Source organism: Actinoallomurus sp. CA-142502 (assembly GCF_050936355.1).
Lineage (GTDB): Bacteria > Actinomycetota > Actinomycetes > Streptosporangiales > Streptosporangiaceae > Actinoallomurus > Actinoallomurus iriomotensis.
This window is the reverse complement of record NZ_JBNJMY010000001.1, coordinates 1868832-1890301: the sequence shown is the minus strand read 5'-3', so window position 1 is coordinate 1890301 and position 21470 is coordinate 1868832. Positions and strand designations below refer to the sequence as shown.

Genomic DNA, 21470 nt, shown 5'->3' with positions numbered 1-21470 from the left:
ACGACGCGGGCTGCCGGACGGGAGCCCGCGTCGTCACGGGATCACCGGCCGACGTTCAGTACACCGAAGAGTGAGGAGTGGGCGTCGGTCCAGACCGGGCCACCCGCCGGCGGCGTGTGCCACCGCCAGGACTTGGCGCGCAGCGGCCGCAGGTCGGCGTCCTTTCGGGCGATGGCGACCCATCGCGAGTGGTAGTAGATCTTCTGTGGATCCTCGGCGCCGTTCCCGGTCATCGAGGCGAGACCGGCCGCCCGGGCGGTGGCCGCCAGCATGGGCGCGAGGTCGAGGCTCCGGTTGGTGACGTTGAACGCGAGCACGCCGCCCGGCGCGAGCTTACGGGTGTACAGCTGAAGCGCCTCGTACGTCAGCAGGTGCGGCGGCACCGAGTCGGACGTGAACGCGTCCAACACGATCATGCCGTAGGACCCGTCGGGAACCTTCTCGAGTTCCAGCCGACCGTCGCCGACGATCGCGTTCACGTCGGCCTTGCTGTCGGTCAGGTAGCTGAACCAGTTGGACGCGATCCGCAGGACCACCGGGTCGATCTCGTAGAAGTCCATCGTCTGCCCCTGGTGCCCGTACGCCGCCATGACGCCGGTGCCCAGGCCGACAATGGCCACGCGGCTGCTGCGTTCGCCGTAGGCGGTGAAGAGGTCACCGAACGGTCCGGAGCGCCCGAAATAGGCGACCGGAGTGGTCCGGAGGGGGCCGCCGGTGAACTGGAAGCCGTGCACCGTCGACCCGTGGCCGAACATCCGCCGGCCGCTGCCGTCCATGTAGACGTGGTAGTTGCCGAAGAAGGTCCGCATCCGGATCGAGTCCGTCGGCATCCGGTACCACAGGAGCAGGACGGTCGACAGCGCGACGCCGATCGCCATCATGCGAGGTCGCCGTATCGCGAGAACGCACCACGGAACACCGATCACCAGGACCGCGGGCAGGAACGACGACGCGCCCAGCCGGAGGACGATCGTGCCGGCCAGCAGTACGAGAGGCGCGGCGACCACGAACGCCTTGACCGAGACGGCCGCTCCGGGAAGATTCCACCGGGTGGTCGCGTCCATCCGCCTCAGCAGGATGGGCAGTACGGCGAGGCTCGTCACCACGAGCGGGAACTCCGCCGTCCAGTTGAACACCACCGGGGCGACGAGAGTGTTGAACGCACCACCGAACGCGCCGCCGAGCGAGATGATCAGGAAGAACTCGGTCAGCCGGCGCGGGTTCGGCCGGTCCTTCGCGAGGAGACCGTGACAGGCCAGCCCGGCGACGAGTACGAGGGCCAGGGCGAGCAGAATCCCGATGAAGTCGGGGCCGATGATGAAAAGGGTCCACGGAATCACCGCCGCGGAAAGCGCCGCGATGGTGACCGTGTGACTCAGCCAGCGGTGCTTCTTCGACCCGAAGGCGATGATGAACGTCGCCAGGTAAAGGGCCAGTGGCACCACCCACATCAACGGGACCGGAGCGATGTCGGTCGAGATGTGCGTGGTGGCGCCGAGCATGAGCGACGACGGAATGAAGGCCAGGCCCAGCCAGCGCAGACGACGGCGCCAGGTGATCCTCTCGGCCGCCTCTTCCGTCGCCGTTTCCTCCTCGGCCGACGCCTCCGCGGGAGTCCGGGACGAACGGAATCGGATGATGAGCACGCACGCGACCACCAGCACGACGAACACGCGGTAGCCCAATGCCCACCAACGTGCCTGAGCCTCCAGGTCGGCGGCGGGTTCGATGAGGAATGGATAGGCGAGCAGCGCGAGCATGCTGCCGACATTGCTGGCCGCGTACAGGAAGTAAGGGTCCTTGGACCGCGGCAGGCCCGCCCAGGAATACCAACGCTGGATCAGCGGCCCGATCGTGGACAGCACCGCGAACGGTGCGCCGACGACCGCCGTCAGTACGAGCAGCAGCCACAGGGCGACCGGCGCCGATCCGCCCGACACCGCCCAGCCGGGCAGTGACATCGGTAGCACCAGCAGAGGCACCACCACGAGCGGGATGTGCACCAGGGGCTGCCAGCGGGCACCGAGCAGTCGCTGCGAGAGATGTGCGTAGGTATAACCGAGGAGGAGCGCGACCTGGAAGAACAGCATGGAGGTGTTCCACACCATCGGCGATCCGCCGTAAATCGGTAGCAGCATTTTCGCCACCATCGGCTCCACCGTGAACAGCAGGCTCGCGGCCATCAAGGTCGTTAAGGTGAAGACCACGACCGCGACGCCGACAGGCCCCCGCGTGGCCGGCGCCCCCTTCGCGGCATCGAGGTGTGGCTTGATCTCGGCTACGCTCATAGCTGTTCTCCCAAGGCGACCTGAAGAAATCGATGCGCCGGGCCGCGGCACTTGACACGCGGTTTCCGAAGAATTCGATGCCCGCACAGTAGGCGCTGCAGCTTCCGCTATTCCCGTGCCCTGCTCAGCGGAAACTCATCTGGACAAACGTGACATCGGTCGGCTCTGCGGGAGATGACTTTTATCGTGAGACGTACCGCGACATAACGCCGAAGTCACACATTCGACTGCCTGGAGCCGCTCGCCACCACCCGCCGATGCGACCCGATATCTGCTGACACATACGCCCTTTGCGCTCATCTTACTTGGCGATTGTCTTCATCGGTGAGCGCACGGGAATGCTAGAAAGCGCGGCGCGCCTATAAACCGCATTAATTATCGCTCATACCTTCTTTGTGGCCGCCTTACCCGTTCCGTATGTTGCCGCGATGAGGCCGGGGAACATTTTCTAGCGGGCGCTCTGCGAGATACATAAGAGAGCGCCTGTTCGTGAGAGCCATCGCTCCATTTCCGAACAGCGAAGGAGACTTACCGTGCTCAAGCAAATCATCGCGGCCGCCGGTGTACTGGTTTCAGCAGCCGCCGGAGCCGCCCTGGCCGGCGGAACCGCGTCCGCCCAGACCCCGGCGTGGGGCGGCTGTTGCGCCAGCTCCCACCGCGCTTTCGGCGAAGTGCACCGCACCAGGAACTGGAGTGGTAACGAGAACGAGAATCTCAACCACATCCGGCTGCGGCTGCGCAACCGGAACAACAACATCGCCGTCGCCCGTCCGGGCGGCCGCGGCGGTGACGAAGGCCTCGGCACGACCGCCGGCGGCCTCTGATCGAACCGACTCCGAGAACGGCCGAAAAGGCCGCCCCGGCTCAGCGCCTCGAAACCCACTTCGGGGAACGTCTCCCTGAGCGCTCGAGCCGCCTGACAGAAGGTGTGGCAGAGCCTTGCCCTGCCACACCTTCTTCACCTGCGACCCGCACCACGACCACCTGAGAGAACGGCAGGGTAGCGCTCCACACGCCGGCCTCCCACCCCTCGCCCGACCGGCACCCCACTCCGCCAGGACCCGCCCACCGCGGCCCCCTCCGCCCGACGCCCGCCAGATCATCGCCCTCGCCCTCGCTGGACCAGCGCTTCCTTCCGACCTGCACTCCGCTCCACGGACCTGGCCGAGCGGCCTCGTCCGGCCGGCGTCCTGGCCCAGCTCGCTCAGGCGCGCCAGCCACAGCCGACCAAGCACCTGCAGACTCTCGAACGCGCCGGCATCGTCACCTCCCAGCGCACCGGCCGGCGCCGCATCTACCCGCGTGATCGCGGGTACGCCAAATGGCTGGTCGACACGGAGAAGGTGGTCTTGTCCACCACCCTGACCCAAGCGCCGTGGGAACGCACCCGCGTGATCAACGCGCCCGCCACCGACGTCATCACCGACCTCAAGACCACCGGTGAAGGCGACATCCTCGTCAACAGCAGCGCCGGCATCATCAAGGCGCTCCTGGCAGCGGACCTGCTCGACCGGTTCTACCTCATGATCCTCCCCGAGATCACCGGAGGCGGGCAGCGACTCTTCGACGACGGCCTGCCTGCCTGCCGGCCACGAAATGGACGCTCACCCACCAGACCACCGGCAAGCTGGGCGAACTCGCCATGGTCTACGCCCGGGCTCGCTGAAGCGACGAGGCGGGGCCGGAATCCGTTGGAACTCGTCGTGGCGACCGATCAACAGGTGGGGCCATTTCTCGCCGGTGAAACCAGGCACGGCGACCTCCCCTCGCCCGACCAGCGCTTCGCTCCCGCCTGACGCCCGCCGGGTAACGGCCTCCTTCTCCAAGCGTCCGGACCATGCCTGGCGAGCGTCGGGCGGAGCAGGTTGCGGGTCCCTTACTGGGAGAAACCGCGCCGGCGGGCCCGGATGGAACGGGGCGCCGATCGGACGCGGGAGGGAAGATCGCCGTCCCTGGCAGGTCCCGGGCGGAGCGGAGCGCCGATACCCGGCCGGCCCTCCGCTCGGCTCCGGTTCGCCAGTCGGGCGGTGAGCCGGCCACGGCAGCCGCCGGCCCGCCGGGCGCCCCCTCCACCGCCTCGCCGGCCCCCTGCGCAGGGCATGGCAGCCCCATCCCATATGCCTGAATCCACCTACTTCAGCACTCTTTGTCGGCGGCTTACCCCGTCATACCCCCGGCTCGAAACTGGGCGGGAATGTACGCCATGGCGCCCAAATCGGGCATCACTGGCCTTCGCGCCATTTCTCGCAAGAAGGAGACGACGTGCAGAAGAGGACATACGCCCTTGCCGGTCTGGCCGTTGCGGCAGCGAGCGGCGTGCTGATCACCGGCTCGCCCGCGTACGCCGGGGCGCTCGTCCAAGGACATCGGCACCACCACTATTCGAGCCACCGCAATTCCAACCGGAACCTCAACTTCAATCGCAATCACAACCGGGTCGTCGTCCGGGTGAACGTCCGGAACCGCAACGTCAACACGGCCTGGGCCGGCGGCGGGTTCAACCGCGGCTTCCGCGATTTCGACCGCGACGACGACTTCGGCCTGTTCCGGAACCGCTGCCGCTTCAGCTGCGGCCGGTTCGGGTTCGACGACGACTTCGGCCGCGACCGTGACCGCGACGACGATGACCGCGGCGACAACATCATCGTCGGCAACGACTTCGGTGGGAGACGCGGCTAGGGCGGCGCGTCGCGACGAAGGAGGGAGCCGGCCCGGCCCGGGCCGGGCCGGCGACCTGCGACGAACGCGGCGGGGCGTCGCCTGAACGCCGAGCCGTAGGACGGCGGGGCCGAGCGGAACCAGGGCGGCGGGCGCGGGCAACGATCGCGTGGTGACTCTGGCCAGGAACGGCCGCAAAGGCCGCCGGGTCACCGAGCCGCCCAGAGCAGACCGGGTGGGGGGATCACTCCCTCACCCGGTCTCGCTCTTCCGGAACGACGCCGGCCCGCTACGTGCGGTAAGGGAGGCACTTGATGCCGTTGTCGAAGTTGGACAGCAGCAGCTCCGGCTCCCCCGCCGCGCGGATGCCGGGGACCCGGGTGAACAGCTCGCGGAACATCGCGGTCAGCTCCCGCCGTGCCAGGTGCGCGCCGAGGCACAGGTGCGGGCCCGGCCCGCCGAACCCGACATGCGGGTTCGGGCTACGGGTGATGTCGAACCGGTCGGGCTCGTCGAAGACGTCCTCGTCCCGATTGGCGGACAGGTAGAACAGCACCACCTTCTCGCCCTTGCGATACGTGTGGCCGTTCATCTCGTGGTCACAGGTCAGCGTCCGCTGGAACTGCATGATCGGCGAGGCGTACCGCACGATCTCCTCGATCGCGCCGCCGATGCGGCGGTCGAAGTCGGCCAGCAGGATCGCCCGCTGGTCGGGGTGGTCGGTGAACAGCTTCAATCCGTGCGCGAGGGCGTTGCGGGTCGTCTCGTTGCCCGCCACCAGCAGCAGGTCGAAGAAGGCCCCCAGCTCCCGTACGGACAGGCGCTCGCCGTCGACGTCGGCGGTGACCAGCGCCGAGATGAGGTCGTCGCCCGGCGCCTGGCGACGTTCGCGGCCCAGGCGGGCGACCAGCCGGTGCAGCTCGACGATCGCCCTGACATTGGCGCCGAAGAGCCGGAGCGTACGGAGCCGGGCCACGTCGCCGCGGACGCCGGAGTACTCGGTCATGGCGTCGACGCAGGCGGCGACCTTCGCGTGGGAGTGCTCGGGGATGCCCATCATGGCGCAGATGACCTTGATGGGCAGGCGGGCGGCCACGTCGGCGACGAAGTCGCCGGACCCGCCGCGTACGACGTCGTCGACGATCACGGCGGCGGTCTTGGCGATGTGCTCGTCGATCTGCTCGAGCCGGCGCGGGGTGAAGGCGCGGGACACGATGCGCCGCAGCCGCGCGTGCCGCGGGTCGTCCATGTTCACCATCGGGCGGCCGAACAGCGCGGTGATCCACGGCGGCGGCTCGGGCGAGGTCGCGGCGGGCTCGCTGCTGAACACCTTGGCGTTGCGGCTCGCGTACACGACGTCCTCATGCCGTACGAGGGCGTGGAAGCCACGGCCCGCCCGCACGAAGGGGATCCGCTGTTCGGCGAAGAAGGCGGGCCGGCCCTGCGCGCGCAGCCGGGCGAACACCCGTAGCCGCTCCTCCGGGGGCCGGGCCCAGAACTCGAGTGTGGCGAGATCGTCGCTCATCGGACCTCATCGCGTAGGGGTGTCATCTGTTGGACGCCGGTGGCCGCGGAGGTGGTCACGCGCGGCACCGGCCGGATCGCGCCACTGCCGGCGACGAAGTCCACAGCGTGACCTCACGGGTCGGCCGGGAGATCCTCCCGGCATCCTCATCGGTGACTCATCAGCATCGCGCAATCACTGAGAGTTGCCAAGTACCGGTCACGGGCCGGTCCCGGCACGGCGGGTCAGGCGACCACGACGCGTACGCGGGGCCAGGCGTTGTTGACGTAGCCCCCCGGGTTCCACACCGAGGCGGCGGACTCCGGCTGGCAGCCGCCCTCGATGTCCCAGGCCCTCGCGACGATGGTGATCTCGCCCGCCGGCAGGTCGACGACCGCGCGCCACAGCCGCCACGCCCAGCACCCGTACGCCGGATCGAGGTCGGCCGGCCGCCAGGACAGGCCGCCGTCCGCGGACACCTCGACCCGGTCGACGCCGCGGTCGTCGTCGCCGAACGCGTACCCGTGCACCATGACCGGCCCGGCCGGCAGCACCGCTCGCTCGCCGGGCGCCAGGATGTCGCAACCCGGTGCGACCGGGCCGAGCGGTGCGTCCTGGGGCAGCAGCCGGTACGCGACGGCCTGGAAGTAGTTGTCCGAGGGTCGGTCGCGTACGGTCACCCCGGTCACCCACTTCACGCTGCGGGCCCCGATGTATCCGGGCACGACCACGCGGACCGGGCCTCCGTGCACGGCCGGCAGCGGACGGCCGTTCATGGTCCACGCCAGCAGCACCTCACCCGCCGTGGCCTTGGCCAGCGGGATCGACCCGCCGTACGGCTGCGGCGGCCGTGCCTCCGGGGAGACGTCCGGCGCGGTGAACTCCACGTGGGCGGCGCCCGGCCGGGCCACCGCGCGGGCCAGCACGTCCGCCAGGCTGACGCCGGTCCAGCGCGCGGTCGAGATCGCCCCGGACCGCCAGGGCGTCTTGCCGGGGATGGGGCGCACCGCCAGGAGGCCGGCGCGCCGGTTGCCCGCGCACTGGATGGTCGCGACCACGTCCCGGCGGGGGAACCCGGCACGCAGATCGTCCAGCGACAGCGTCATCGGGTGCTCGACGAGTCCTCCGACCGACAGCCGCCACGCGTCCGGGTCCAGGCGCGGGATCGGGCCGTGGCCGCGCACGAAGAAGGTGTCGACGGGGGTCAGCGTCCGCCCGGCGAGAGCCTCGGGCGGCGGCTCCGCGTTGTACGGCTCAGTGGTGTGCGTGATCATGTCGTCGCGCTTGCCCCACGACGCCATAGGACACCCCTCCCCCAGCGGAGATACCCGAGCCGGCCGACCGGAGAACGCGACCCTCCACACGATCGTCGCAGGTCAGAGGGCATGCGGGGGTGGCGGGACGCAATCTGGACAGGTAATATCCAGGATTATGCGCCTGGGTGAAGGGGTGGAGTGGTCACTGCACTGCCTCCTCACGCTCGGCTGGCTCGGCAGTGACGAGCCGGTGTCCACGGCGAAGCTCGCGGGGATCTTCGAGCTTCCGCCGGCCTATCTGAACAAGCGTCTTCAAACGCTGGTCCGCGCGGGTGTGCTCAGCTCGACCCCCGGAGCCCGTGGCGGGTTCCGGCTCGCCCGGTCCCCCGAGAAGATCACCGTCATGGAAGTGGTGGCGGCGATCGAGGGCCCGGAGTACGCCTTCCGCTGTACCGAGATCCGGCAGCGGGGTGCGGGGAAGAACCGGCCGCAAGACTTCCAACGACAGTGTGTGATCACCACCGCGATGCGGAAGGCGGAGCTCGCGTGGCGGCGCGAACTCGCCTCCCAGACGCTCGCCGACCTGCTGGCGGCGGCACCGGACGCGGCGGCCGAGCGGACCCGCGACTGGTTCGCCGACATCGGCTGACCGCGCCACACGGGGAGGTGGCACGGGTGCGAGGAGAATCCGGATGTCCTGTATCTCGTCATCGCGGAGCCGGTCGGGCGGCCGCGTTCTGGCCGTGCCGGGCGAGCTGAGCCCGACGCTGGTCCTGGTCCTCGGCACGTACGCCGTCGGCGCCGACGCCTTCGTTATCGCCGGGTTCCTGCCGTCGATCGCGGGCGCGCTGGACGTGTCCACCGCCGACGGCGGCCGGGCGATCACCGCCTTCGTGCTCACCTACGCGGTTCTCGCGCCGGTGCTGGCCGCCGCGACCGCGCGGGTCCCGCGCCGGGTGCTCCTGGCCGGCGCGCTGACCGTCATCGGCCTGGCCAACCTCGTCTCGGCGCTGGCGCCGAGCCTGCCGGTCCTCATCGGCGGCCGGATGCTCGCCGCCGCCGGCGCCGCCGCGTACACCCCGATCGCCGCCCGGGTGTGCACCACGCTCGTACGGCCCCGTGCTCGCATGACCGCACTGACCTTGATCATCGGCGGGATGGCGGTCGCCGTCACGCTGGGACTGGCGTTCGGCGAGGTCGCCGGCGGCTGGCTCGGCTGGCGTGCCGCGCTCGGCGCGGTGTCCCTGGTCTGCCTGCTCGCCGGGGCCGGCGTGGCGCTCACGCTGCCGTCGCTGCCCGCCCGGTCCCGCCCGCGGCTGCCGCGCCTGCCCGTCCTGCCCGCCGTGGTGCCGATCACCGTGCTCGGCGTCCTCGTCGCCTTCGGCGCCTACGCCTACGGCGTCCCGGAGCTGAACACGATCGGTCTTCCCGACGCCGCCGCCGTGGTCGTCCTCTTCGCGTACGGGCTGGGCGCGATGTTCGCCAACACGGTGACCGGGATGCGCCGCGCCGGTGAGGAACGCCGCCGCATCGCGCGTGAGCTCCACGACTCGCTGACGCACAACATCACGCTCATCAAGGTCCAGGCCAGCATCGCGCTGCACCTGGCCCGCCAGCGCGGCGAACCCGTGCCGGCGAGTCTCCTGGCCATCGAGGAGGCCAGCACGGAGGCGATGCGCGAGCTCCGGGCGGCCCTGCACCTGCTCCGCGACCCCGACGGCGAGCCCGTCGGCGGCGGCCTCGACCGGCTGTCCGGCCTGCTCGACCGGGCCCGCTCGGCCGGTGTGCCCACGGCGATGACCGTCAGCGGTGAGCGCCGTACGCTGCCCGGCGAGGTCGACCGCACGGCGTACCGCGTCGTCCAGGAGGCCCTGACCAACGTCTCCCGGCACGCCGGCGGCGCGTCCGTACTGGTGCGGGTCGCCTACCGCCCGGACCGGGTGACCGTACAGGTGGACGACGACGGCCGGGCGACCCTTGACGCGCCGCCCGAGCCGGGCATCGGCCTGACCGGCATGCGCGAACGGGTCGCCGCCCTCGGCGGCCGCCTGCACGCCGGCCCCCGCCACGACGGCGGATTCACCGTCCAGGCCGAGCTGCCGCTGGACGCCCGGAACGCGGACTCCTCCCCGGCGGCCACCCGGCATCCGTAGGACCGCCGTTCGCCGGTGAGCACGGTCCCCCCGCCGGACACCTCCTCGGACCGGCCGAACGGCGCGGCCACGGCGTTCTCATCGGCGACGCCGACCCGCGCTGCCATCGCCGCCCGCCGGACACCTCCCCGGAGCGGCCGAACGGCGCGGCCACGGCGTTCTCGTCGGCCCGCACCGCGACCACCCGTCCGCCGCGGTCGCGTCGGCCTGGTCGCGTGCGTAGTCCACGGCGACGGCGTGGCCGTCACGGGCCAGGCGTGCGACGGTCGGGCGGCCGATGCCACGTGAGCCCCCGGGACCCTGGGTGCTCACCGGCCTGCCCCAGGGCGCCTCACCGGCGTGGTGGAAGGGCCTCCTCGGGGACGCGCACGTGGGCGTCGACCAGCTCGGCCAGGGCCCGTACGGCGGCGGTCGGCTTGCGCCGGCGGGGTGTCGCGAGGTGCAGCGACCACTCCATGCTCTCGTCCTTGATCTTGACGGTGCGTACGGCGTCGTCGCCCCGGACCGCGAACGGCGGGACGATCGCGACCCCGACGCCGTGCCGGACGAAACCGGCCGCGGCGTCGAGCGAGTCGACCTCCACGGCGATGCGGCGCTCGATCCGCGCGGCGGCGAAGACCTGGTCGGTGACGGAGCGGCCGGCGTACCCGGACGGGAAGTCGACGAACTCCTCCTCGGCGAGGTCCGGGACGGCGACGACGCGCCTGTGGGCCAGCGGATGCCCGGCGGGGACGGCGAGGACCTGCGGGACCCGGACGAGCTCGCGGCCGTTCAGCTCCCGGCCCAGCGTGTCGGCGGCGCAGAGGAGGCCGACGTCCACCTCGCCGCTCAGCAGGGCGGCGGCGATCCCCGCCGAGCCGCCGGACTCCGCCTTCAGGCGCATCTCCACTTCGGGGTAGCGGCGCCGGAACTCGCCGGCTAGCCCCGGCAGGTCCACCAGCCCCAGGCCGGCGAGCACGCCGACCCGCACGGAACCGCGGAGGGCGCGACCGAGCTCGTCCACGGCGTCTCGTGCCCCCTGCGCGGCGTCCAGCACGGCCAGTGCCTCGGGCAGCAGGGCGCTGCCGGCCTCGGTGAGCACGACGCGCTGCGCGTTCCGCTCGAAGAGCGTGACCCGGAGGTCACGCTCGAGCGACGCGATCGCCGCAGACACGGCGCTCTGCACGACGTGCAGCCGTTTGGCCGCGAGAGTGAAACTCTTCTCGTTCGCCACAGCCACGAAGTAGTTAAGCTGCCTCAACTCCACCTGAAAAGTGTGCCAGTTCAACGGCGGGTGTTGGTAATGGACCTCATGACGGTGGATATCGAGCAGGCTACATAATGGCGTTTCTCAAGGTAGGCGGTGTCTTCCCGGCCGGACGAACGGGTGGCGGAGGCGCCGGGCCCGGCCGCCCCCGCCCGCGCACCGCGACCGATGTGATAGGGGGTACGCGGGCGCGGGCGGTCCCGCCGGCGCGCCCGCGGGAGGAGACGCGGGGAAATAGCTGGCGTCCCGCCTCCGGCGGCCGAGCCGAAAAAGCCCGGACGGCGGCCGCGAACGCGTGGACTTTCCTGCGAAAGGACGACCGGAATTAACCGATCGGGCGCACCTTTCTTGACGCCGAACACTGTTCTACCGGGCGCTCAGTAAATGCCTCCACGACGAGGCGGCCCGGCTCGGTGACCCCGCCCGGCCGCGCCTTCGAGGCGGCCACCACCACGCCCACGGCACCCTGCCCGCGTCACGGGCCATCCGCCACGAAAACAATAGATCCCATCGTTATGTACTGCTATTTCATAGTTTCTCGCATTTGGTGACGCTCCGTTCTGTCCGGCTGTTCCGTTGACGACCAGCGGCCCCACCTGGCCGGAACACCGGGCAGAAGGAGAAGCTCGTGAGACGAGCCTTCGCCGCCATCTCCTCCGTCATCGCCCTCGCCGGAGCACTCACGCTGATCTCCCGGCCGGCCGGCGCGACCCCGCCCAACATCCCCTCCGCGAGCACGGCCGCCTCCCGGCTCGCCTCGCTCACCGTGGCCGCCGAGAGCCACCAGTCCACCTACGACCGCTCGCTGTTCCCCCACTGGATCACGATCAGCGGATCCTGCGACACCCGCGAGGAGGTGCTCAAGCGAGACGGCACGGGCGTCGTCACCAACTCCAGTTGCTCGGCCACGTCCGGTACGTGGCACAGCCCGTACGACGGGGGGACCTGGACCGCGGCGAGCGACGTGGACATCGACCACATGGTGCCGCTGGCCGAGGCCTGGCGCTCGGGCGCGTGGGCGTGGACCACGGCGCAGCGGCAGGCGTACGCCAACGATCTCGGCGGTCCCGAACTGTGGGCCGTCACCGACAACGTCAACCAGTCCAAGGGCGATCAGGACCCCACGACGTGGAAGCCTCCGCTGTCCTCGTTCTGGTGCACGTACGCCCGCGCCTGGATCCAGGTCAAGTGGTACTACGACCTCACGCTGCAGAGCGCGGAGAAGACCCAGCTGACCTCGATGCTCGGCACCTGCTGAGGACCGGGAACGCCGAAGGCGCCCGGCTCTCGCCGGGCGCCTTCGGGCGTTGAGGGGTCAGGGGGTGTTGTTGGCCAGGGCGATGAGCCGGTCGTGGGAGCCGTTGAACACGTCCTGGTCACCGGGGAAGGTGCCGGAGTCGGCCCACTGCCAGATCGTGTAGAAGCCCCAGCCCGCGGGGAGCGTGCCGACGCTGCTGGAGTAGCGCGCGATGGCCAGCGGGTCGTTGCTCGCGTAGGCGCTGGTGTTGCCGGTGCAGGTCGTCCACCAGTCGGTGGTCGTGTAGATCGTGGCCCAGCGTCCGGTCTTGGCGTGGTACTCGTTCAGGAAGCTGGTGATCCACGAACGCATCGACGCCTGGCTGAGGCCGTAGCAGGTGGCGCCGTTCGGGTTGTACTCGATGTCGAGCATGCCGGGCAGCGTCTGGTTGTCCGCCGACCACGCGCCGCCGTGGGCGGCGAAGTAGTCGGCCTGGGCGGCGCCGGTCGAGCTGGCCGGCTGCGCGAAGTGGTAGGCGCCGCGGACCAGGCCGGCGTAGTAGGCGTTGGTGTAGTTGGCGCCGAAGTTCGGGTCACGGTACGTCGTGCCCTCGGTCGCCTTGATGTAGGCGAACTGCGCGCCCTGGTTCTTGACGGTGGTCCAGTTGATGGTGCCCTGCCAGTGGCTCACGTCAAGGCCGGGCAGGCCGCCGGGGGCGAGGAGCGGCGTCGCGCCGGTCCGGTGCTCGTGGGCGGCGACGGTCGAACCCATGTAGTCGCGCTCGGGGTGGGCCATGGGGTTGGGCGTGGCGGCGTGCGCGGGCACCGTGAGACCGATGGTCGCGGCGCCGACGGCAGCGGCGACGGTGGTGACGGATCTCAGCCAGCCGGTGAGGCGGCGGGGGGACGCGGCCATGGGGGCTCCTTCAAGGGGGCGGGTTCCAAGAGGACTTGGCAGCACCTAGATTTCGACAGATTCTGACCTTCTCCGCAATGCCACCGAAGGAATTTGCCTTACCCGCGGTTTACACGCCGTGAATTTCGCCACGTAAAAGGGGTTCGCGCCGGCACCCGGCCGCATCCGGCCAGAGCGTGCGCCTTGACGAACTCCGGTCGATCGGAGTTCCAAGGTCATCTGGCATGGTTGAAAATCTCTTGAACTCTGGGCCGCGCGTCACCCCGGCAGATGATCACATGAGGATTCTCGTCACCGGCACGACCGGCGTCATTGGACAGCGGGTCGTGCCGCTGCTCATCGCGGCGGGCCACACGGTCACCGGAGTGGCCCGTACGGTGCCGAAGGCGGCGCTGCCGCGCGACATGGGAGCGGACCCGGTCGAGGTGGACCTGTTCGACCCGTCCGCAGTACGCGGCGCCGTGGCCGGTCACGAGGCCGTCGTCAACCTGGCGACCAAGATCCCGCCCCCGACTCAGGCCGCCCGCGCGAGCGCGTGGTCCGAGACCGAGCGCATCCGGCGGGGGCCTCGCGCCACCTGGTCGACGCGGCGCTGGAGGCGGGCGCCGGCCGGTCCGTCCAGGAGTCGATCTGCTTCATCTACGCCGACCGGGGCCACGCGTGGATCGACGAGGACGTGCCGCTGGACCCGCCGCCCTTCGGCCGGGCCAATGAGGCCGCCGAGGCCCAGGCGCGCCGGTTCACCGAGGCCGGCGGCACCGGGGTGGAGCTGCGCTTCGGTCAGTTCTACGCGTGGGATTCGACCCGCACCCGGTACATGCGCCGGATGGCGCGCCGACGGCTGCCCGCCATCCCCGGCCCGAAGGACGCTACGCGTCGGCCGTCGCCGCCCTCGGCGCGCCCGCCGGGACCTGGAACGTCACGGACGACCGGCCGCCGACCCCCGGGGAGTTCCACCGGACGCCGGCCGAGACGCTCGGCGTACGGCCGCCCGTGACCACCGGCTCCCTGCCGCTGCGGCTGAGCAGAGATCTCGGCTTCTACCTGCGCTCGCAGCGGGTCTCCAACCGCCGTTTCAAGCAGGCGACCGGCTGGTCACCCGCCTCACGGACGCGGGCGCCGGCCGGCGGGCGATGGTCGCCGAGCACCCGAACGGCCAGGGCCGGTAAGTCCCCGTCCCTGGCGAGCGGTGTCCGCAAGGCGGAGGAGGGAGTCAGCCCGGCGCCGGCCGAAACGGCGAGGCGTCACCTGGGCACCGTGCGGTAGGACAGCGGAGGTCTGAGACCGGCTCTAGCACTGCTCGGTGTCGGCGTCGTCGCCGGTGCAGACGATCGGCACGCCGGTGGCGGCCTGCTGGAGCAGGCCGTAGAGCGTCTCGCGCTGGGTCTCGTCGAGCGCGCCGAGCACGTCGTCCTCGACGGCGGCGAGCGCGCACTCCGCCTTGACGAGCACGCGCGCCCCCTTGTCGGTGAGCACGACGACGTGCCGCCGGCGGTCCTCGGGTGAGCGACGGCGCTCGATCAGGCCGTCGCGCTCCAGGTCGTTGAGCAGGCCGACGACGTTGGTGCCGTCCATCTCCAGCGTGCCGGAGAGGGCCTGCTGCGAGCAGCCTCCCTGCTGGCGCAGCACCGTCAGCGTGACGAGGTGCCGCGGGCGCAGGCCCAGCGGCGCCAGCACCGACTCCGCACGCAGCCGCATGCGGCGCGCGAGGTGGTCGAGGAGCGCGCCGGACCGGTGCACCGGCTGGTTCACGACGGGGAGCTCGACCACACCCCGATTCTAGCCGCAGCCGCCATCGATCCGTGTGGTACAAATAGCTTGCCCTACACAAACGATTAATCAGGGACGAACGATCATGGCTCATCTGCTGCACATCGACTCGAGCATCAAGGGCGACCAGTCCGTCAGCCGGAGGCTCAGCGCCCGCGCCGCCGACGCATGGCGCGCGGCCCACCCCGACGGGACCGTCACGTACCGCGACCTCGGCGCCCATCCGCTCCCCCACCTCGACACGGCCGGCGGCCTGGCCCGAATGGTGCCGCCGGAGGACCACACTCCGGCGCAGGCGGCGTCGTGGCGGCTCAGCCAGGAGGTCATCGAGGAGGTCCGGCAGGCCGACACGATCCTGCTGGGCCTGCCGCTCTACAACTTCGGCGCACCGAGCAGCGTCAAGTCCTGGGTCGACCACCTGATCGGGCCGGGCTCGGTCGACTCCGAAAGCGGCACCGGCCTGCTCGGCGGCCGCGAGTTCATCGTCCTGGCCAGCCGCGGCGGCGGCTACGCCCCCGGCACCCCCCGCGACGGATGGGACCACGCCGAGCAGTGGCTGCCGCACGGCGTGTCGATGACCGGCTTGGAGCCACGCTTCATCACCGCGGAGCTGACGCTCGCCGAGACCACGCCCGCGATGGCCGAGCTGATCCCGCTCGCCGTCAAGAGCCTCGCCGCGGCCGAGGACGCGATCGACCGGCTCTGGACGCCGGCGTCCGTCGCCGTCTGATCACCGGACGCCGCGGCCGGCGCGGGGGACGCCGGCCGCGGCCGTCTGATGGTCACGCTCGCGTTCGCCGGTCGCGCACGCCGCTCGTGTTCGCCGGTCGCGCTCGCCTCCTCACTCACTCACTCACTCCACGGACGGCTCATACCTCACCGGCCGCTCCGCTCGCTCGTCAGCTCGCCGCTCCGGTCAGCCGACCGCCGCGCAGACGGTCGTCGCCTTCTTCGTCGGGTCGCTCTCGGACGTGGCGGTCACCTGCACCGTGCCGAGATGGGCCGCGCCCGCCGTGTGCTGGGCGTACACGGTCACCGCCGTACGCCCGCCGGCCCTGGCCGTGGCGAGGTCGTTCGGCAGCCAGGCCGACCAGCCACGGCCCGAGGCGGTCGCGGACAGCCGGTACACGTCGGCGTCGGCGTACGGGGCGGTGCCCGCCGTGCCGGTGTTGGTCAGCGGCAGCGTGCACCTGGCCCAGCCCCGCTGCGGCGCGGCGACCCCGGCGCCGGGCGACAGCGATACGCCGCGGCGCTGCGTGCCGGCCCCGTCCAGCGAGCGGATCGCGACGGTGTACGACAGCACGCCCGACTTGTCGCGTTTCAGGTCCAGCACGTAGAAGTGCAGCCGGTTGGCCTGGTCGACGTACTCGTACTGGCTGCCCGAGTCGGCCCCGGCGTGGAACAGCGCGTCGGAGAGCTGCCGGTAGTCGCCGATCGTCATCTTCTGCGGGGTGCCGTTCGGCAGCACGAAGTCCACCTTGTCGATGTCCTCCGGGTGCGCGTCGACGACCCAGATGAACGGCGCCGCGTCGCGGTCCTTGGTCTTGGACAGCAGCACGCCGCTGTCCGGTGTGAACGAGTCGTAGCCCATCCGGTCGACGACCTCGACGGTGTAGTTGTCGTACCCGCCGCCGTCGCAGAGCGGATCGGCCGAGACGTCACAGGCCGGGTCGTGGTCGCCGCCGTTCATCACCACGTTGACGCCCGTGAGCTCGCCGGACTTCGGCCGCACCTCACGCGCCTTGACCCTGGCCACCACGACACCCGACTGGGCGAGGCCGTCGCGTGAGACGTTCAGCACGCTGGCCGGGTCGACGATGCCGAGCCTCACCTTCTCGCGGAGCATGTGCTGGGCGCCCATCGAGCTGCCGGCGGTGGCGGGAATCAGCCAGCGGCTGTGCGGGCCGCCGGGCCCGTTGAACGTTCCCCGGCTGAGCATGTCCCACGGCCCGGAGTAGTCCCGCCGTGGCGGCACCGAGTACGGGTTGTTGTAGTTGTCGCCGATGCCGAGGATGTGGCTGAACTCGTGGGCGAAGGTGCCCATGCCCGAGCTCTCGGCCTGGATGGAACTGCCCGAGGCGGCGTTCGGCCAGATGTTGGCCGCGGCCTGCCAGGACGTCCAGTCGACGTACCGGGTCTTGTTCCAGTTGGGCAGTGCCGGGTCCGGCGGCCCCCACTCGTCGGTGACGTCGTCGCGGCCGTCGAACTTCATCTGGCCGAACTCCTGCCAGGTCGACGACTCGTCCTGGCCCGCACTGAGGAAGAACACGAAGTCGTACCGCGCGGCGACGTCCGCACCGACGTCCGCGATCCACGCGGCACGGGCGTCCCCGCGGAAGTCGCGGTTGCACGTGTCGCCCGCCGGGCAGCCCGTGCTGCCCTGGAAACTGGACTCGACGCCGTACTCGTAGCTCTTGCCGGGCATCCGGTACGGCCCGAACGCGCCCAGGTCGATGCCGTAGCGCCCGCCGGAGTCCTCCATCCAGTACTCGTTGATGGTGTGCCCGCGGTTGAGGTCGCCCGGAGTGTTGAGGAAGTCCTGGTAGAACCGCGGCACCTGGTCGCGCGGCACGTCGCTGACCGAGGTGGGGTTGCCGTAGATCGTGGAGTTCTTCGGCCGGCTGATGACGAACGACACGTTCGGGTAGTCGACCAGGACGAGCGCGCCCTTGAAGTTCTTGATCGAGCCCTTCTCGGCCGGGTCGTTCCAGTGGGTGCCCGGGATCGCCTTGTAGTCGTCCCAGGTCATCGTGTCCGGCAGCTCGTAGTCCTGCGGGTCGATCGGACGTGGCACGTTCGGCGCGAACGCGCGCTGTGTCCGGCTTCGCTGCCACGGCTGCGTCTGGGGCCAGTGCCGCATCTGCCAGGGGTTGGCGGCCGGTTCGGGCCGCGGAGCGGCGGTCGCCGCCGCGGCCGAGGTCGCGGAAAGCAGGGCCAGTGTCACGGCGAACACCGCGCACAGCGCCTCCCACCGGCGCCGGCGGGTCCTCCCGGGGTTACCCATGTGACGTCCTCTTTCATCGAGGCCAGGGGCGGTGCCGTTCCAGCGGGGAACACCAGGGGGTGGCGGGGGACTCCGCGGCGGGACGGACGATCGATGATCTCCCGAGGGCACGGTTCGTGCCAGAGACGACTTCCCGTCCCGTCGCGTGACGTGCGCACCCCCCGTACGGGGGCGTCCGGCCACGAGGGCTAACGTCCTGGTGGGGGACTTGATCAACAAGGAGACACCGGATGAGACTTCCGATGAGGGCGAGGACCGTGCCGGGCCGGGTGACCACCGGCGCGTTCCTCCTGCACAGTGGGCTGGAGCACTGGCGCGGAGGCGACGAGCAGGCGTCCGGCGTCCACACGATGGCCTCGAACGCGTTCCCGTTCCTGAAGACCGTCCCGCCGCGCCGGTTCCTGCGCCTTCTGTCGGCCGCGGAGATCGCCACCGGCACCGCGCTGCTCGCCCCGGTCGTCCCGCCGGCGCTGGCCGGCGCCGCCCTCACCGGCTTCTCCGGCGGCCTGCTCGCCCTGTACGCGCGCACTCCCGCGCTCCGCAAACCGGGCAGCATCTGGCCGAGCCAGGCGGGCCTCGGCGTCAGCAAGGACGTCTGGATGCTGGGCATCGGCCTGGACCTGCTCGCCGGCGCCGTCGCCGACCGCCGGAGGCGCTGATCCCGGCGGCCGGAAATGAGCGGTGCCGACCGGCATGTCGGTGTTACCGTGCCGAGGCCGGCCGCGGGACTCCGGTGCGACTTCCGGAACCCGCCTGTTAAGCGATGATTCGCAGCTCGTGCCCCCACTCCCCGGCCGGCTCCGGCGTGTGAGGGGGATTCCGATCGAGACCATGGCGGATCTGATCGCCGCGGACGACGTGCTGCTGTTCGTCAACGCGGCGATCACCTCCACGGGCCAGCGCGAGTTCCACTCCGGCGCGGAGGAACAGGGCCTCTCGCTCGGTTTCCTGCACCGCTACCTGCTCGTCAACTACCGCGACCTGTACGCGGCCACGCTGGCGCTCGACATCAACGACCACAACGCCGCGCTGATCGTACGCAATCTGCTGGTCACCGCGGCCGAGGCCGACGTGGAGCAGCGACGGGCCGAGGGCCGCCTCATCGCGCGGCGGCTGGAGCTGCTCCCGCCCCAGCGGGTGTACGCCCTGTTCCGCGAGCTGCGCCGCGCGAGGGTCAACAACCGCCGTACCCGGGCGATCATGCGGGACTGGCTCTCCGCGCGCCCCGACCCGGCGTTCGACGCGGTCAAGTACCGCGGCGCCGTGAAGGACGCCGTACGCCACGCGCACCTGCGGCCGGACGGCGAGCTCGGCTCGTTCCTGTTCGCGTTCCGGCGGCCGGCCGCCTACACGACGCCGATCCTGGAGACCTGGCGCCGGGCCCACTACGACCAGACCGCGCTCTACGCGCTCCCGTACACGGTGGCGGAGGGCTTCGCCGCCAAGCACCGGATCCCGCGCGCCGCGTTCCTGGAGCGGATCGCGCCCCGGCTCACCCGGCTCGAACGGCTGCGCCTGCAGGAGTCCGCACGCGAACGCGGAGCCGGCGCCGTACGGGCCGACCTGACGACCATGCCGCTCACCCGCCTGGCCTCGTACGTGCTCGGCCTCTCGCTGGACGAGCGGGCGCGCCGCCGCGGCGAGCTGACGGAGGCGCTGCGCGCGTCCGCCAGGCGCACCGCCGGTGACCAGGCCGGACGCTGGGGCAGGGTGGTCGCGGTCCTCGACGACAGCTTCTCGGCCTACGGGTCGGGCACCAAGCGCCGCCGCCCTCTCGCGGTCGCGCTCGCGTGCCACTTCCTGCTGGAGGCGCTCGCCGCCGACTACACGCCGCTGTGGCTGTCGGGCCGCGCCGACGCGCTGCTCGTCCACCCGTACGGCGCGACCCCGCTCGGCGAACGCGTCCTCGACGGGCTCGACCTCGGCCCCGACCGGCTCGTCATCGTCTCGGACGGCTGGGACAACGCGCCGCCGGGCCTGGCCGGAGAGGTGCTGCGGGTCTGGCGCACCCGGCTGGACCCCGGCCACACCTGCGGCGTCGTGCACCTCAACCCCGTGTACGACGCCGCCGGCTTCGACGTACGGCGGTTGACCCCGGTCGTCCCGACGGCCGGCATCCGCGACGCCGAGGATCTGGTCGCGCTGACGGAGCTGGCCCGGTTCGCGGAGGGACGCACCGGGCTGCCCGAGCTCCGCGCCCACCTCGACCGCCGCGTCGCGGCCTTCCTCGGGGAGGACACGTGATCGAGCCGGCCGGCCTCACCACCCGTCCCGCGCAGGTCTGGGGCGGCGTACGGCTCGTTCCGCTGGTCCGCGAGACGCCGATCGAGGACCTGCGGCTCGACGTCCGGCTCCACGACGCCGACTTCGGGGTCGTCGCGGTCGACGCGCGGACCGACTACTCGTCCTACATCCCCCACGGGTACGTGGCGACGTGGGGCGACGACGCGCCCGCGGCGGCGTACGGGACCCAGCTCCTCAGCCCGGCCGAACGGACGCGGACGCCCGACCGGATGGCGCTGCGGTTCCACCGGCGCATGGCACGCCGCGTGGCCAAGAACCGCCTCCGGTTCCTGCCGCTGCACCTGGCCCTGGAGGGGTACCTGGCGCTGCACTTCGGCGGCCCGGAGATCGCGTGGCGGGAGTGGTCGCACCGCGCGATCAGTCGCGGACTCTCGCCCCGGGTCGAGGAGGCCTACACCGGCGCCGTGGTGCGGGGCCTGGACGACGCCCTCCGCGTCTTCGAGATCCACGCCGGCCAGTGCGGGGTGCTCCTGTACGTCGCGGACGCCCTCGCCTCCGCCTTCGTCGTCCCGCGTCCCGCCGACTACCGCGCCCTGCACGGCACTCTGCTCCTCGACCTGTACGGCGAACTGATCTACCACTACGCGATGCTGAGCATGCCGGTGCCCGACTTCGGCGCGCGCATCGCGGACGCGAACGTGCGCTCGCTCGCGGACCTGCGCGCCGAGGCGGCCCGGCAGCGGGATGAGTGGACGGCCTTCCACGACGAGGTCATGGCGGGCGGGCTGCTGGGAGCGGACTACACCTACGAGCACGTGTACGAGCTGGGCCCATACCGCTTGTCGCGGTTCCTGCCGCCGTTCGAACGGCGGCGCGACAACCACATCGGCGAGCTGATCACCGACGAGAGCGGGCAGGTGGCGTACCTGAAGACGTTCCGGCTGTCGGAGAACCAGGTCCGGCGCGGCCACCTGCTGACCGTCCTCGCCGCGAACGACTGGAGCCTGCCCGGCACGGCCGCCGCGCTCGGCGTGACCGAGCCCGAACTCGGCCGCCGCATCGAGAACGCGGGCTTCGGCCACCTGCTCCGCCAGGACGTCCGCGACCACTACCGCGCCCACCGGTCCCACGCCGGCTGACCGACGCCGCGGGACGACGAGCCGGGCCACCGGCGCGAGCCGGTCCGCCGCTACCG

The 21470-nt window shown here is 71.2% G+C and carries 19 protein-coding genes and 1 pseudogene; 13 read left to right on the top strand and 7 right to left on the bottom strand.

The window, feature by feature from the left end:
• Positions 1-41 precede the first annotated feature (41 nt).
• On the bottom strand, positions 42-2288 hold the full coding sequence (locus ACQEV1_RS09260) for a spermidine synthase (RefSeq protein ID WP_433393051.1): 2247 nt from the start codon (positions 2286-2288) through the stop codon (positions 42-44).
• Positions 2289-2821: 533 nt separating this feature from the next.
• Here ACQEV1_RS09260 and ACQEV1_RS09255 point away from each other — a divergent pair.
• The 3 genes from ACQEV1_RS09255 (at position 2822) to ACQEV1_RS09245 (ending at position 4967) form a co-directional block, all read left to right on the top strand.
• Positions 2822-3112 (top strand): hypothetical protein, encoded by a 291-nt coding sequence (locus ACQEV1_RS09255; protein ID WP_285620981.1) that lies wholly within the window; start codon positions 2822-2824, stop codon positions 3110-3112.
• Positions 3113-3637: 525 nt separating this feature from the next.
• Positions 3638-4084, top strand: a complete 447-nt coding sequence (locus tag ACQEV1_RS09250) for a dihydrofolate reductase family protein (protein WP_433393048.1) — start codon at positions 3638-3640, stop codon at positions 4082-4084.
• 466 nt (positions 4085-4550) lie between these two features.
• Complete coding sequence (locus ACQEV1_RS09245) at positions 4551-4967, top strand: hypothetical protein (protein WP_285620984.1); 417 nt, start codon at positions 4551-4553, stop codon at positions 4965-4967.
• A 268-nt stretch (positions 4968-5235) separates the two neighbouring features.
• On the opposite strand, the gene ACQEV1_RS09240 is transcribed toward ACQEV1_RS09245, so the two are convergent.
• Positions 5236-6471: a cytochrome P450 gene (locus tag ACQEV1_RS09240; RefSeq protein ID WP_433393046.1), complete on the bottom strand. Its 1236-nt coding sequence runs from the start codon at positions 6469-6471 to the stop codon at positions 5236-5238.
• A gap of 224 nt (positions 6472-6695) precedes the next feature.
• Entirely contained in the window at positions 6696-7751 is a 1056-nt protein-coding gene (locus ACQEV1_RS09235) for a sulfite oxidase (protein WP_285620989.1), read from the bottom strand.
• Between the two features lie 130 nt (positions 7752-7881).
• Between ACQEV1_RS09235 and ACQEV1_RS09230 the strand changes: the two genes are divergently transcribed.
• Both ACQEV1_RS09230 and ACQEV1_RS09225 read left to right on the top strand, forming a co-directional pair.
• Complete coding sequence (locus ACQEV1_RS09230; RefSeq protein ID WP_285620991.1) at positions 7882-8355, top strand: RrF2 family transcriptional regulator; 474 nt, start codon at positions 7882-7884, stop codon at positions 8353-8355.
• A gap of 43 nt (positions 8356-8398) precedes the next feature.
• Positions 8399-9859: a sensor histidine kinase gene (locus tag ACQEV1_RS09225; protein WP_433393043.1), complete on the top strand. Its 1461-nt coding sequence runs from the start codon at positions 8399-8401 to the stop codon at positions 9857-9859.
• 331 nt (positions 9860-10190) lie between these two features.
• On the opposite strand, the gene ACQEV1_RS09220 is transcribed toward ACQEV1_RS09225, so the two are convergent.
• Positions 10191-11105 (bottom strand): LysR family transcriptional regulator, encoded by a 915-nt coding sequence (locus ACQEV1_RS09220; RefSeq protein ID WP_433393041.1) that lies wholly within the window; start codon positions 11103-11105, stop codon positions 10191-10193.
• 628 nt (positions 11106-11733) lie between these two features.
• On the opposite strand from ACQEV1_RS09220, the gene ACQEV1_RS09215 reads away from it, so the two are divergent.
• The gene (locus ACQEV1_RS09215) at positions 11734-12363 is read left to right on the top strand and encodes an HNH endonuclease family protein (protein WP_285621076.1); all 630 of its coding nucleotides are present in this window, start codon (positions 11734-11736) and stop codon (positions 12361-12363) included.
• Positions 12364-12420: 57 nt separating this feature from the next.
• Here the strand turns inward: ACQEV1_RS09215 and ACQEV1_RS09210 are convergent, their stop codons facing one another.
• The gene (locus ACQEV1_RS09210; protein WP_433393038.1) at positions 12421-13257 is read right to left on the bottom strand and encodes a GH25 family lysozyme; all 837 of its coding nucleotides are present in this window, start codon (positions 13255-13257) and stop codon (positions 12421-12423) included.
• 224 nt (positions 13258-13481) lie between these two features.
• Between ACQEV1_RS09210 and ACQEV1_RS09205 the strand changes: the two are divergent.
• The 3 genes and pseudogenes from ACQEV1_RS09205 to ACQEV1_RS09195 form a co-directional block, all read left to right on the top strand.
• Positions 13482-13706: pseudogene (locus tag ACQEV1_RS09205) on the top strand (NAD-dependent epimerase/dehydratase family protein); the annotation flags it as partial.
• An 86-nt stretch (positions 13707-13792) separates the two neighbouring features.
• Entirely contained in the window at positions 13793-14254 is a 462-nt protein-coding gene (locus tag ACQEV1_RS09200) for a hypothetical protein (RefSeq protein ID WP_433406180.1), read from the top strand.
• A complete protein-coding gene (locus ACQEV1_RS09195) occupies positions 14251-14523 on the top strand; it encodes a hypothetical protein (protein ID WP_433406178.1) in 273 nt (90 codons plus the stop codon). Before ACQEV1_RS09200 ends, ACQEV1_RS09195 begins: the two co-directional genes overlap by 4 nt.
• Positions 14524-14547: 24 nt before the next feature.
• Here ACQEV1_RS09195 and ACQEV1_RS09190 read toward each other — a convergent pair whose 3' ends face one another.
• On the bottom strand, positions 14548-15027 hold the full coding sequence (locus ACQEV1_RS09190) for a MarR family winged helix-turn-helix transcriptional regulator (protein ID WP_285621082.1): 480 nt from the start codon (positions 15025-15027) through the stop codon (positions 14548-14550).
• An 85-nt stretch (positions 15028-15112) separates the two neighbouring features.
• Between ACQEV1_RS09190 and ACQEV1_RS09185 the strand changes: the two genes are divergently transcribed.
• Positions 15113-15757, top strand: a complete 645-nt coding sequence (locus ACQEV1_RS09185; RefSeq protein ID WP_433393036.1) for an FMN-dependent NADH-azoreductase — start codon at positions 15113-15115, stop codon at positions 15755-15757.
• Between the two features lie 186 nt (positions 15758-15943).
• Here the strand turns inward: ACQEV1_RS09185 and ACQEV1_RS09180 are convergent, their stop codons facing one another.
• Entirely contained in the window at positions 15944-18031 is a 2088-nt protein-coding gene (locus tag ACQEV1_RS09180) for a M6 family metalloprotease domain-containing protein (protein WP_433393034.1), read from the bottom strand.
• Between the two features lie 230 nt (positions 18032-18261).
• Between ACQEV1_RS09180 and ACQEV1_RS09175 the strand changes: the two genes are divergently transcribed.
• The 3 genes from ACQEV1_RS09175 (at position 18262) to ACQEV1_RS09165 (ending at position 21414) form a co-directional block, all read left to right on the top strand.
• Positions 18262-18690, top strand: coding sequence for a hypothetical protein (locus ACQEV1_RS09175; RefSeq protein ID WP_433393032.1), 429 nt, complete (start codon positions 18262-18264; stop codon positions 18688-18690).
• 172 nt (positions 18691-18862) lie between these two features.
• A complete protein-coding gene (locus ACQEV1_RS09170; protein WP_433393030.1) occupies positions 18863-20275 on the top strand; it encodes a hypothetical protein in 1413 nt (470 codons plus the stop codon).
• Positions 20272-21414 (top strand): ARPP-2 domain-containing protein, encoded by a 1143-nt coding sequence (locus ACQEV1_RS09165; protein ID WP_433393028.1) that lies wholly within the window; start codon positions 20272-20274, stop codon positions 21412-21414. The genes ACQEV1_RS09170 and ACQEV1_RS09165 overlap by 4 nt, the downstream gene beginning before the upstream one ends.
• Positions 21415-21470: the final 56 nt, after the last annotated feature.